Source organism: Duganella paludis (genome assembly GCF_054461335.1).
The window spans coordinates 5,627,227-5,639,252 of record NZ_CM136922.1 but is presented as its reverse complement, the minus strand read 5'-3'; the positions used below and the strand labels follow the sequence as shown (position 1 = coordinate 5,639,252).

At 66.0% G+C, this 12,026-nt stretch carries 9 protein-coding genes; 2 read left to right on the top strand and 7 right to left on the bottom strand.

Annotation, left to right across the window (positions count from 1 at the left end; translation table 11 throughout):
• Positions 1-31: 31 nt before the first annotated feature.
• The 5 genes from ACXZ1M_RS24970 to ACXZ1M_RS24950 all read right to left on the bottom strand — a co-directional run bounded on the left by ACXZ1M_RS24970 (position 32) and on the right by ACXZ1M_RS24950 (position 6,072).
• The gene (locus tag ACXZ1M_RS24970; RefSeq protein WP_459050291.1) at positions 32-1,333 is read right to left on the bottom strand and encodes an ATP-binding protein; all 1,302 of its coding nucleotides are present in this window, start codon (positions 1,331-1,333) and stop codon (positions 32-34) included.
• 151 nt (positions 1,334-1,484) lie between these two features.
• Complete coding sequence (locus ACXZ1M_RS24965) at positions 1,485-2,876, bottom strand: UDP-glucose dehydrogenase family protein (RefSeq protein WP_459050290.1); 1,392 nt, start codon at positions 2,874-2,876, stop codon at positions 1,485-1,487.
• A 110-nt stretch (positions 2,877-2,986) separates the two neighbouring features.
• Positions 2,987-3,628 carry a VTT domain-containing protein gene (locus tag ACXZ1M_RS24960; protein ID WP_459050289.1) on the bottom strand — a complete coding sequence of 214 codons (642 nt, stop codon included), beginning with the start codon at positions 3,626-3,628 and terminating at the stop codon, positions 2,987-2,989.
• A 47-nt stretch (positions 3,629-3,675) separates the two neighbouring features.
• Entirely contained in the window at positions 3,676-5,268 is a 1,593-nt protein-coding gene (locus tag ACXZ1M_RS24955) for a hybrid sensor histidine kinase/response regulator (protein WP_459050288.1), read from the bottom strand.
• A 3-nt stretch (positions 5,269-5,271) separates the two neighbouring features.
• Complete coding sequence (locus ACXZ1M_RS24950) at positions 5,272-6,072, bottom strand: alpha/beta fold hydrolase (protein ID WP_459050287.1); 801 nt, start codon at positions 6,070-6,072, stop codon at positions 5,272-5,274.
• Positions 6,073-6,169: 97 nt separating this feature from the next.
• On the opposite strand from ACXZ1M_RS24950, the gene ACXZ1M_RS24945 reads away from it, so the two are divergent.
• Together ACXZ1M_RS24945 and ACXZ1M_RS24940 are read left to right on the top strand one after the other, a co-directional pair.
• Positions 6,170-6,415 (top strand): hypothetical protein, encoded by a 246-nt coding sequence (locus ACXZ1M_RS24945; RefSeq protein WP_459050286.1) that lies wholly within the window; start codon positions 6,170-6,172, stop codon positions 6,413-6,415.
• A gap of 79 nt (positions 6,416-6,494) precedes the next feature.
• The gene (locus ACXZ1M_RS24940; protein ID WP_459050285.1) at positions 6,495-7,172 is read left to right on the top strand and encodes a Fe2+-dependent dioxygenase; all 678 of its coding nucleotides are present in this window, start codon (positions 6,495-6,497) and stop codon (positions 7,170-7,172) included.
• A 59-nt stretch (positions 7,173-7,231) separates the two neighbouring features.
• Here ACXZ1M_RS24940 and ACXZ1M_RS24935 read toward each other — a convergent pair whose 3' ends face one another.
• Both ACXZ1M_RS24935 and ACXZ1M_RS24930 read right to left on the bottom strand, forming a co-directional pair.
• Positions 7,232-9,550, bottom strand: a complete 2,319-nt coding sequence (locus ACXZ1M_RS24935) for a TonB-dependent receptor (RefSeq protein ID WP_459050284.1) — start codon at positions 9,548-9,550, stop codon at positions 7,232-7,234.
• A 124-nt stretch (positions 9,551-9,674) separates the two neighbouring features.
• On the bottom strand, positions 9,675-12,026 hold the full coding sequence (locus ACXZ1M_RS24930) for a TonB-dependent siderophore receptor (RefSeq protein ID WP_459050283.1): 2,352 nt from the start codon (positions 12,024-12,026) through the stop codon (positions 9,675-9,677).

The following is a 12,026-nucleotide window of genomic DNA, read 5'->3' as shown; positions in this document are numbered from 1 at the left end:
CCGCCGTCAGGAATGCCGCATGAATAAGCGCTCAGGGAAACAGCACGGTGACGCTCAGTCCCCGCCCTTGCTCGCCATCGTCCAGGCGGATCTCGGCGCGGTGATGGTCGGCAATATTGCGGACGATGGACAGGCCCAGGCCGCAGCCCCACACCTCGTTGCCGTCCGGACGGAAGAAGCGGTCGAACAGGCGGCTGCGGTGCTCGGGCGCGACGCCCGGGCCGTTGTCGCGCACGCGCAGGAAGGGCTTGCCCTCGGCCACGCCGGCCAGCAGGTCGACCCGGCCGCCGCGCTGCGTGTAGCGCAAGGCGTTGTCCACCAGATTGTTGAGCAGCACCAGCAAGCCCTCCTTCTCGGCCTGCAGCACCACCGCCGCGGAAGTTTCCATGCCGAGATCGATATCGCGGCTGTCGGCCAGCGCGGAATGGTCGGCCACCACGCTGGCGAGCAGCGCATTCAAATCCACCGGCCGCAGCTGCGTCCGGCTCAGGCCCGACTCGTGACGCGCCAGGCTCAGCAACTGCTGCACCAGATGGCTGCCGCGGTCCAGCCGCTCGTGCATCTTGACCAGCGCCTGTGCGCGCGCCGCATCGTTCTCGGCCCGCTCCACCAGTTGCAGCTGCAGCTTGAGCGCGGTCAGCGGCGAACGCAACTCATGCGCGGCGTCGTCCACGAAGGTACGCTGCGCCGCCAGCGCCTCTTCGAACTTGCCCATCAGGCCGTTGAGCGCGCCAACCACCGGCCGCAGGTCCGGCGCCATGGCGTGCGGATCGAGCGGCTGCAGCGCCGTCGGCGACTGCCCCACCACCGCGCTGGCCAGCCGGTCCAGCGGGCGCAGCGCGCGCGCCACCACCGCCAGCACCAGCGCCGAAAACACCAGGGCCATCGCCAGCAGCGGCGCGCCGGCGCGCAAGGCCATGCCCAGCGCCAGCTCGTCGCGCACCGCCTGCGGCTGGCCGACCTGGACATAGCGGCCCGGCTCGCTGTGGCCGAAGATGCGCCATGCCGCCCCGTTCAGCTCCACGTCGGCATAGCCTTCCACCGCGTAGCGCGGCAACGACGCCAGCGCCGGCGCGGCCGCCACGTGGATCAGCGCGCCGTCGCTGGCCCAGGCCTGCAGCACGAACTCCTCTTCGGGATCATGGCGGCCGGCGTGGTGCGCACCGCCGTGCAGGTCGTTCGGCAGCGCCGCCGCCAGCTGCCGCAATTGCAGGTCGGCCAGCTCGTTGGTCTCGGCCAGCAGCGAAATGTACAGCATGGTGCCGGCGCCCAGCACGCAGGCCAGGGTCGCCCACAACAGGCCGATCTGCAATTGTTGTCGGATGGTCTTCATGAGGCGGGCGCGCCCCGGCGCTCGCCATGCAAGCCGTTTGCAATACCTTTACCGATCATCGGATCGTCTTCCACCAGCAACAGGCGCACCGGATCATCTCCCTATTGGTCAAAACAGGGATATCTTACGCGCCCGGCGCCGATGTGACCAGTTACGCAGTCGGCGCTGGCTGATCTTGCCTGCTGGTCAACACGGAACGGCCGATGCCGTGGTATTCAAAACCCGCCTCGGACATGGCCAGCGGCTCGAACAGATTGCGGCCGTCGAAGATCACGGCCTGCTTGAGTGCAGCCTTGATCTGGTCGAAATCCGGGCTGCGGAAGGCCTTCCATTCGGTGACGATGACCAACGCCTCGGCGCCGGCCAGCGCATCCATCGGGCTGTCAGCGAAGCGCACCCGCGCCAGTTCGGCGGCGCTCAGGTCGAGCGCCAGCACGCGCCTGGCTTCGGCCATGGCCACCGGGTCATGCACCGCCAGCGTGGCGCCGGCGTCGATCAATTGGCGCACCAGCATCCGCGCCGGCGCTTCGCGCATATCGTCGGTATTCGGCTTGAAGGCCAGGCCCCAGATGGCGAAGTGCTTGCCGGCCAGGTCGGCGCCGAAGCGCGACAGCACCTTGCGGCCCAACACCAGCTTCTGCTTGTCGTTGACGGCCTCCACCGCGCGCAGGATCAGCAAGTCCTGCGTGTAGTGGCGCGCGGTGCGCTCCAGCGCCTGCACGTCCTTGGGAAAGCAGGAGCCGCCGTAGCCGGCGCCGGCGTACAGGAAGCTGTGGCCGATGCGCGGATCGGAACCGACGCCGCGCCGCACGGCCTCGATGTCGACGCCGACGTGGTCGGCCAGGTTGGCCAGTTCGTTCATGAACGAGATGCGGGTGGCCAGCATGGCGTTGGCCGCGTACTTGGTGAACTCCGCCGAGCGCACGTCCATCCAGAAGGTGCGCTCGTGGTTACGGTTGAACGGCGCGTACAGCAGCTTCATGGTGGCGGCGGCCTTGAGGCCGGCCGCCGTGGCGTCATGGCCGATGACGATGCGGTCGGGGCGCATGAAGTCCTCCACCGCCGCGCCTTCTTTCAGGAATTCGGGATTCGACACCACCGAGAAATCCTGCCGCACGCCGCGCGTTTGCAGTTCTTCGCGCAGCGCCGCCGCGACGCGCTCGCCGGTGCCGACCGGCACGGTCGACTTGTCGACGATGACCTTAAAACCGCTCATGTGGCGGCCGATGTTGCGGGCGGCGGCCAGCACATAGCGCAGGTCGGCCGAGCCATCCTCGTCAGGCGGCGTGCCGACCGCGATGAACTGCACGTCGCCGTGCGCCACCGAGGCCGCGACGTCGGTCGAGAAGCGCAGGCGGCCAGCGGCACGGTTGCGCGCCACCACCTGATCCAGGCCCGGCTCGTGGATCGGGATGCCGCCCTGGTTCAACAGGTCGATCTTGGCCTGGTCGAGGTCGAGGCAAAACACATCATTGCCCAGCTCCGCCAGGCAGGCGCCGGTCACCAGGCCAACGTAGCCGGTGCCGATAATGGTAATTTTCATAAGTTAAGACGCTTCTCGGGATGGTGCACGAATAAAGCGAATGATAGCAAACCGAGTGTGAACGCAGCGTTAAAGATTGCCGCGCAGTCAGGCCTCGCCTTGACCCGGCCTTACGCCACGCGGCGCGCGCGCAGCCATCCGGCCACCGCCGGCAGGATCGACAGCACCACGATGCCCATCACCACCGCCGTCAGGTTGCTGCTGACCCAGGGGATATTGCCAAACAAGTAACCCGCCGCCACCAGGCTGCCGATCCACAGGAAGGCGCCGGTAACGTTATACGCCAGGAACACGCGGCGCGGCATGGCGCCCAGTGCGGCGACAAACGGCGCAAAGGTGCGCACGATCGGTACAAATCGCGCCAGGATGATGGTCTTGCCGCCGTGTTTTTCGAAGAAGTTATGGGTATGCAGCAAGTGCTCGGCTTTCACGAACGGTATTTTGCTGGTGTCGAGCGCCCTGCTCTTGAACCATGCACCGATGCTGAAATTCAGCGCGTCGCCGGCCACGGCCGCGACGAACAGCAGCCCGCACAAGGTCAGCGGGTCCAGCAAGCCCCTGGCCGCCAGCGCGCCGGCGATGAACAGCAGCGAGTCGCCCGGCAGGAAAGGCATGACAATCACGCCGGTTTCGATGAAAATCACCAGGAATAAAATCAGATAAACCCAGTTGCCGTGCAACTCGATCAACTCGACCAAATGCACATCCAGGTGGAGAAACCACGCTACGAAAGTGGCCAGCAACTGTTCCATCTCGAACTCCAATAGTAAAAATAGCAATAATTATAAGAGTTTTATACTTAAGGCAGAATTAAGTTTGATGGCAATACGGCGCGCAATTGCCGGTCGAGATCGATAAAATCGAGCGGCTTGGTGAAATGCAGGTCGAAGCCGGCATCCCTGGCGGCCTGCTTGTCGGACTCCTGCCCCCAGCCGGTGGCCGCGACCAGCACGATGTCCGCGCCCCACGGCGCGCTGCGGATTTTCTTCGCCAGTTCATAGCCGTTGATATCGGGCAGCCCGATATCGAGCACGGCGGCGCGCGGCGGCGACGCCGCCATCGTCCGGAAAGCGTCGAGCGCACTGTGGGCCACGCTGATCCGGTAACCGAGCAGCTCCATCACCGCGCCCAGGGTCTCGGCGGCATCGACATTGTCGTCGACGATCACCACGGCCACCGCATCGTCCACCCGTACCACAGGCGCCGCGGCCGGTGCCGCCTGCTGCGCCGGCGGCGCGATCAGCGGCAGGCGCACCGTAAACCGGCTGCCCTTGCCCGCGCCTTCGCTATACGCCTCGACCGTGCCGCCGTGCAGCCCGACCAGACCCTTCACCAACGCCAGCCCTATCCCCAGCCCGCCCTGCGAGCGTTCCAGCGCCGGCGTCAGCTGGGAAAACATGCTGAAAATTTTCGTCAGCTGGTCGGGCGGGATGCCGATGCCGGTGTCGCTGACCTCGATCACGGCCTCGCCGTCGCACGCCGTGGCGCGCAGCCCGATGCGCGCGCCGGGCAAGCTGTACTTGACGGAATTGTTCAGCAGGTTGGCGACGATCTGCGTCAGCCGCGCCCGGTCGACGCTGGCCCACAGCGGCGCGGCGGGCAACTCGGTCGCCAGACTCAGGCCGGCCGTCTGCACGGCGGCCGCGGCCTCCTCGGCGACGAATTTCAGCAGCTGCACCAGATCGGCCGACTCCAGCCGCAAGTCGATGCGTCCCAGGCTGATGCGCGACACATTCATCAGGTCGTCGACCAGCCGCGCCATCTGCGCTACCTGCCGCGACAGCACCTGCAGCTCGCGTTCGGACAGCTGGGCCGCGCCGCCGCGCAGCTTGATCGTCTCCACCACATTCGACAGCGGCGCCAGCGGATTGCGCAGCTCGTGGGCCAGGGTCGCCAGGAATTCATCCTTGCGCAGGTGCTCGGCCGACAGCGCCTCGTTGGCCTGGCGCAGCTTGAACTGCGCCAGTTCCAGGTCGATGGCCGCCGCCTCCGCCTTGGCGCGCGCAGCCAGCAGCTCGCGTTCATACAGCTTGCGGTCGGCGGCGACCAGCACGGCGATCTCGTCCTGCAGACGGCCGTCGCGCTCGCGCCGTATCGCGCTCAGCATCATCGGCACGCGGTGGCCGTCCTTGTGCAGCAGGTCCAGCTGCACCTCGGACACGGAACCCTGGATCTGCAGCAGCGGCGTCCAATGGGTCTGCAGGAACACCCGCGCGCCCATCGGCATCAGCTCCGGGAAGCGCTTGACGCCGACCAGCTCCGCCAGCTCGTAGCCCAGCCAGCGGCACAAGGTGGCATTCACGCGCAGGACGGCGCCATCGGCGGCGGCGATCAGCAGGCCGCAGGGCGCTTGCTCCCACAGGTCCGGGCCGGCCGCTTGCCAGTCGTCCATCGCTTACGGCAGCCCGGCCAGGAACGCGCGCATGGCGGCGATGCTGGCGTCGGGCGCGCTCAGGTGCGGGCAATGGCCGGTGTTGTCGATCACCACCAGCTCGCTGCCGGCGATCGCGCGGTGGATGAACTCGCCCACCGCCCTCGGTGCGATCAGGTCGTCGCTGCACTGCATGACCAGGGTCGGAATGGTGCACGCGGCCAGGTCGGCACGGTGATCGGACAGGAAGGTGACGCGCGCGAAATGCTTGGCGATATCGGGATCGGTGCGGCAAAAACTGTTGGTCAGCTCCACGCCCAGTTCGGGCTTGTCGGGCGCCCCCATGATGGCCGGCGCCATGTTGCTGGACCAGCCGAGGTAGTTGCCGGCCATGGTGTCGAGCAGATCGTCGATATCCTCGCGCGAGAAGCCGCCGCGATAGTCCTCGTCGTCGATATAGCAGGCCGACGGCCCGACCATGATCTGCGCCGCGAAGCGCTGTGGCGCCACGTTGGCGGCCAGCAGCCCGATCATGGCGCTCACCGAATGCCCCACCAGCACCACCGGGCCGTCGGCGTACTCCTCCAGGATCTCCAGCAGGTCCGTCGAGTAGCCGTGCAGCGTGGCGTACCTGGCCTTGTCGTAGGCCGTCAGGTCCGAAGCGCCGCTGCCGACCAGGTCGAACAGGACGATGCGGTGTGTCGCCTCGAACGCCGGCACCATATGTCGCCACATGCTCTGGTCGCAGCCGAAGCCGTGGACCAGCACCAGCGTGGTCTTGCCGGCCCCATGGAGATTGATGTTGTTACGGTGCTGCAAGGTCATCGTGGATCGCAATCAGTGTTGGGGCCACACGGCGTGACCGACGCGCGATCTTATCACCGATCTGCTGTACGATACGCGCCAGGACAAGGAGGACGCCATGCCGACCAAATATGTGGACGACTTCGAAATTGAATTCACTGCAGAGCAATTGCCGGGAACCAATAAATGGGGAGCGTATGTCACCATCCACACCCAATCGGCCAACCCGATGCACCTGGCGACGGTCTATCCCAAGCACCGGGTAGCGGCGGACCAGAGTTTTACCAGCGAAGCGGCGGCCGAAGCCGAGGCCGAGAAGGCCGGCACCCTCACCCTGGCACAGCTGCGCTCAAGCAAGCCATAAAAGGCGGCGCTCACCGTGGCAAAAGGCGGCATATTCCATTATGCTAGGCGCCAGCCTTTTCACTCAACAGAATCCCACCATGATGCTGCATATCCCCGGAGTCCTCTCTCCCGCGCAAGTCACCCTGATCCGCCAACGCCTCGACCAGGCCGACTGGGTCGACGGCCGCGCCACCGTTGGATCGCAAGGCGCACAGGTCAAGCAAAACCGCCAGTTGCCGGAATCGTCGGCGCTATCGCGCGAGCTGGGCCAGATCGTGCTCGACGCCCTCGCCGCCAGCCCGCTGTTCTTTTCTGCGGCGCTGCCGTTGCGCACCTGCCCACCGCTGTTCAACAGCTACGCCGGCGGCGAGCATTACGGCAACCACATCGACGGCGCCATGCGCCGCACCGCCGGCAACCAGTGGATGCGCACCGACGTCTCCTCCACCCTGTTCCTGTGCGAGCCGGAAGAGTACGACGGCGGCGAATTGATCGTCGAAGACGCCTACGGCGTGCACGAAGTCAAACTGCCCGCCGGCGACCTGATTTTGTACCCGTCGACCAGCGTACACCGGGTGGAACCGGTCACGCGCGGCGCCCGCGTCTGCTCCTTCTTCTGGACCCAGAGCATGGTGCGCGACGACGGCCGCCGCGCCATGCTGCTGGAGCTGGACCGCAACATCCAGTCACTGCGCACGCGCCTTGGCGACAGCGAGGAAATGGTCGGCCTCACCGGCCACTACCACAACCTGCTGCGCCAATGGAGCGAGGTCTAGGCGCTCCGGCTGCACGAAAAAAAGCCCGCTTGAAGCGGGCTTTTTAACATCAGTACTTATCAGTACTTGAAGTTGGCGGTCAGCGATGCGCTGCGGCCTGGTCCCACGCCGGCGTAGTGCGGCGACGAGACTTTGTCGAAGTACACCTTGTCGGTCAGGTTCTGGATATTCAACTGCAACGCGATGTGCTTGTTGAGGTCATAGCTGGCCATGGCGTCGAAGCGGCTGTAGCCCGGCGCGTACTTGGTGTTGTTGATGTTGGCGTACACCTTGGCGACGTAGTTGACGCCACCGCCCACCACCACACCCGGCAGCACCGCGTACGAGGTCCACAGCGAAGCGCTGTTCTTCGGCGTGGTCGGGAACACATTGCCGTTGTACGGCGACGGCGTGTAGACCGGCTTGGCGGTGGTGCCGGTGTTGACGAAGCCGTTGTCCGCCACGCGGCCATCCAGATAGGTGTAGCCGCCGAACACCTGCCATTCCTTGGTCAGGTTGCCGCTCACGCCCAGCTCCACACCCTTCATGGTTTTCTTGCCGACGTTTTGCGTGGTGCCGTCCGGCGACGTGACGCGCGCGTTGTTCATCTCGCTGCGGAAGACCGCCGCGCTGATCGACAGGCGGCCGCCCGGCAGCACTTCCCACTTGGTGCCCAGCTCGTAGTTCTTGCTGTCCTGTGGCGCCAGGCTCTGCACTGCGGTGGTCAGCGCATCCAGGCCGTCGCCGGCGTCATTGCCCGGCGGCGTAGACGAAGTGCCGTACGAGGTGTAGATGCTGCTGTTGGCCGATGGCTTGAACACCAGGCCGGCCTGGTAGTTGGCGAAGTTGGCTTTCACTTCCGCGTGGGCGGCGGCGGTGGTCACACCGTTCAAGGTGTAGGTCGGCACATCCAGCACGCTGCGGTAATCGTCCCAGCGCACGCCCACGTTCAGCAGCCACTGCGGCGTGAATTCCACCGTGTCGAACACATAGGCCGAACGGGTGTTGGTGACGATGTTGTTGCGCGCCGGCGAGATGCTGGTGGTGTACACCCACGGATCGTTCGGATTCGGATTGATGGTGGTGGTGCAGTTGTACAGCGTGGCGGCGCCGGACGTTGGGCAGGTGGTGGTACCGGTCAGCGGATTGTTGGTGCCCGGCGTGAACAGGTAGCTGCTGCGGTCCGTGTCTTCGCGGCTGATTTCCACGCCGCCGGTGTAGCTGTGCTTGATGCCTGCGGCGACAAAGCTGCCGCTCAGGCTGCTGGCGTTGGCCAGCGAATCGGTCGACACCACGCGGGTGTTGGCGCGGCGCCATACGGTGCCGTACAACATGGTGTTGCCCTTGGAATCATCCGGCTGGGTCCAGACGTAGTCCTGGCTGGTTTTGCCGTAGCGCGTGACGTTGCGGAACGAGGTGCCGCCGGCAAATTCATGGCGCACGTCGATGGTGCCGATGTCGGTCTGGGTGTCGCGGAAGTCGCGGTTCACCAGGCCGTAGAAGGTTTCGCGCGGCACATCGATCGGCGTGCCGTTGCCGTTCTTGGCGACGTTGACGCCGGTGGTGAACGGGTTGTTGAACGGGATGCCGGTGTCCGGCAGTTCGTCCGCCTGCATGTGGTAGTAACTCAGGTTGACCTTGGTGGCCGAACTCATGCCGAAGGCGACGCTCGGCGCGATGCCCCAGCGGTTGCCGTAGACTTCATCGCGGCCAGCCACGTGGGCGTCGTGCGCCATCACGTTCAGGCGCACCGCCACGTCGTCGCTGACGATGCGGTTGATATCGACCGTGCCGCGACGGTACTGCGCCGAGCCCAGGCCCAGGCTGCCGTTGACGAAGTTTTCCGCTTTCGGTGTCTTGCTGATCAGGTTGATGCCGCCGCCTGCCGAGGAACGGCCGCCGTAGGCCGAGTTAGGACCCTTGACCACTTCGATCTGCTCCAGCGAGAAGATTTCGCGCGACTGCGAACCGCTGTCGCGGATGCCGTCGATGTAGGTGTCGGTCTGGGCGTTGTAGCCACGGATGAACAGGTTGTCGCCGACCGGATTGCCGCCCTCGGCCGCGCCAATGGTAATGCCGGGCACGGTGCGCAGCGCATCGGCCAGCGACACGGCGCCGGTTTGCGAAATGACTTCGGAGGTGATGACAGTCACCGACTTCGGCGTATCCAGCAGCGGCGCGGTGAATTTCTCGCTAGCCGACTTGGTTACCTGGAATTCGCTGGTGCGGGCGCCGCCCACCACCACTTCCGGCAGCTTTTGCGGCTGTTCCGGCACGGTTTCCGCGTGCAGCGCCAGCGGCATGGCCAGCGTGGCCAGGGCGGCCATGTGCAGACGATTCAGTTTTGGCGTGGCATGCTTGCGGCTGGTGATGCCGGCGCTATTTTTTGTCAATTTCATAATTTTCCGTGAGTCATTGAATAATTGGCTGGCTATATTGATCGGTTGCAACAAGCCTCTATCTGCCTTGCCAAACGAGTTTTCAAAAAGTGAACCAGAATGAGAACTATTTTTATTACCCTTCTCAAAAACGGCGATGCAGGGCGATGCGGAGCGCGCGCGGCGAGCCCGGCGAGATGTTGTTGTCGTTGTATGAAGACGCGTAGTAGCGCCGGTCGAACAGGTTTTCCACGCTCAGTTGCACGCGTTGGCCGGGCGTGACCTGGTAGTACAAGCTGGCGTCCAGCCGCGCGTAACCGGGCAACTGCACCAGGTTGCTGGTGGAACTGAACATGCTGCTGCGCGCGATCACGCCGAACGACACCTCCAGTTGCGGCGTCAGCGTGTGGCGGCTCCACAGCGACAGCGACTGGCGCGGCACGTACGGCATCTGCGCGCCCGCCACCAGGGTCGCCGACTGGGTGGCCGTCAGGCGCGAACGTTGCCAGGCATAGCCGGCGCTGAGTTTCCAGCCGCTGCTCACGCGGCCGGCCAGTTCCAGCTCCAGGCCCAGCCCGCGCTGCCCTTCCGCCAGGCGATTTTCGCCGGCGTTGACCGCATCGACCACCAGCACGTTGGCGCGTCGCAGCTGATATACGGCCAGGCTGCCGGACAGCCGCTCGCCGTCGTCCCAGCGCGCGCCGATTTCACGGTTGCGCACGACTTCGGGCGCCAGGTCCTGGTTGGTGGTGGTCAGCGACGCCATCTGCTCGCCCACGCGCAGCGCGTAGGACTGGCTGTAGCTGGCGTACAGCGACAGCTGCTCCAGCGGACGATAAATCACCCCCAGCCGGGGCGACAGCGGCCGGTCGTGGCTAGACAGTTGCAGGTCGCTGCGCAGGTCGCGCAGGTCGACGTCGAGCGTTTCCGCGCGCAATCCGGCCACCACCTGCCATCGCGGCGACAGCGTCACTTGATCTTGCAGGTACAGCGCGGCGTTGCCGGCTTTGCTGGCGTTGGCCATGTCGGTCGGCGAGGCGCGGAAGCTGACCGGCAAATCGAAGGTCGGCTGCGCCAACGGCACCGTCACGAAGCGCACATCGGTCCCCAGCGTGTCGAAGTAGCCGGTGGTGCGGGCATTATCGGCGCGCTGGCGCCCCAGCTCCAGGCCGGCGCTGAGGCGATGGCGCAACGCGCCCGTCTCCACCGTGGCGTCCAGGCCGGCCGTGTAGAACAGGTTGCTGCGATGGGTGCGAGTGCCGTAGCCCAGCATGCGCACGTGGGTGCTGTCTTCCATGCCGCCGGGGAACACGTTCTGGTAATACTTGTCGTACACCGCATAATGCAGCTGGCTGCTGAACCGCAGCGCCGGCGACACTTGATGCTCCACGCGCAGCGTCAGGCTGTCGATATCGACGCCGTTGTGGCTGTGGTCAGGGTCGCCGAAAAAGGTCGATGGGTCGCTGTCCACCGGCCGCGCGCCCAGCGACGGCACGCCGCGATCGGTGCTGCGGCGGTCGCGGAAATGCTCCAGGCTCGCCTGCACCAGCGTCGTCGTGCCGTCGCGCCAGGCCAGCGCGGGACTGACGCCGTAGCGCCGCAGCCAGGCGCCGTGGCGGAAGGAGCCGGAATCCTCATCAACGGCGTTCAGCCGCCACGCCCACTGCGGATCGAACGCTGCGCCGACGTCGACGCTGGCGCGCCGCTTGCGCCAAGAACCCAACAGCAGGTCGGCGTCGCCGATCTGGCGCCACTGCGCCTGCTTGCCGACCCGGTTGACGGCGCCGCCCGAGCCGCCGCGCCCCAGCGCCATGGCGTTCGGGCCCTTGAGCACTTCGACCGCCTCGATGTTGTAGAAGTCGCGGAAGTACTGGATGTCGTCGCGCATGCCGTTCAGGTAAAAGTCGGCGCTGGTGTTATAGCCACGGAATACGGCGTTGTCGCGGTTGCCCTCGCCCAAGCTGGGCTGCACGCCCGGCACGTAGGCCAGCAACTCATCCATGCTGAGCAGGCCGCGATCGCGGATCTGGTCGGCCTCGACGATGGTCAGCGCCTGCGGCGTGTCGCGCAGCGCCGCGCCGCCCTTGACCGCAAACCGGCTGACCGTGTCCAGCGGCGACTCCGCCTGCGCCCGCGCGACCACCTCGGGCAGCCGGGTCAAGGCCTGCAACTCAGCCTCAGTGGCCGGCGGCGCGAGCGCTGCGGAGGTGGGAGCGACGGCGGCGGCGCGCAACAGATAGCTGCCGTCGGGCTGGCGCACGGCCTCCAGGCCGGTGCCGGCCAGCATGCGCGCCAGGTCGCGCTCCGGCGACGACAACTCGGCCAGGCCGGGACTGTCGACGCCCCGCGTCAGGCGGCCGTCGGCGCTCAGCAAGGCGCCGACGGCCAGCGACCAGGCGCGCAAGACCTGGTCCAGCGAGCCGGGCGCGATGACCGGGGCCGCCATGGCCAGCGACGGCAGCCATGACAGCAGCAACGACAGGGGCAGCTTTTTCAT

Coding starts and splice junctions, on each gene's coding strand:
- ACXZ1M_RS24970 (WP_459050291.1), bottom strand. CDS start 1,333: ATGAAGACCATCCGACAACAATTGCAGATCGGCCTGTTGTGGGCGACC.
- ACXZ1M_RS24965 (WP_459050290.1), bottom strand. CDS start 2,876: ATGAAAATTACCATTATCGGCACCGGCTACGTTGGCCTGGTGACCGGC.
- ACXZ1M_RS24960 (WP_459050289.1), bottom strand. CDS start 3,628: ATGGAACAGTTGCTGGCCACTTTCGTAGCGTGGTTTCTCCACCTGGAT.
- ACXZ1M_RS24955 (WP_459050288.1), bottom strand. CDS start 5,268: ATGGACGACTGGCAAGCGGCCGGCCCGGACCTGTGGGAGCAAGCGCCC.
- ACXZ1M_RS24950 (WP_459050287.1), bottom strand. CDS start 6,072: ATGACCTTGCAGCACCGTAACAACATCAATCTCCATGGGGCCGGCAAG.
- ACXZ1M_RS24945 (WP_459050286.1), top strand. CDS start 6,170: ATGCCGACCAAATATGTGGACGACTTCGAAATTGAATTCACTGCAGAG.
- ACXZ1M_RS24940 (WP_459050285.1), top strand. CDS start 6,495: ATGATGCTGCATATCCCCGGAGTCCTCTCTCCCGCGCAAGTCACCCTG.
- ACXZ1M_RS24935 (WP_459050284.1), bottom strand. CDS start 9,550: ATGAAATTGACAAAAAATAGCGCCGGCATCACCAGCCGCAAGCATGCC.
- ACXZ1M_RS24930 (WP_459050283.1), bottom strand. CDS start 12,026: ATGAAAAAGCTGCCCCTGTCGTTGCTGCTGTCATGGCTGCCGTCGCTG.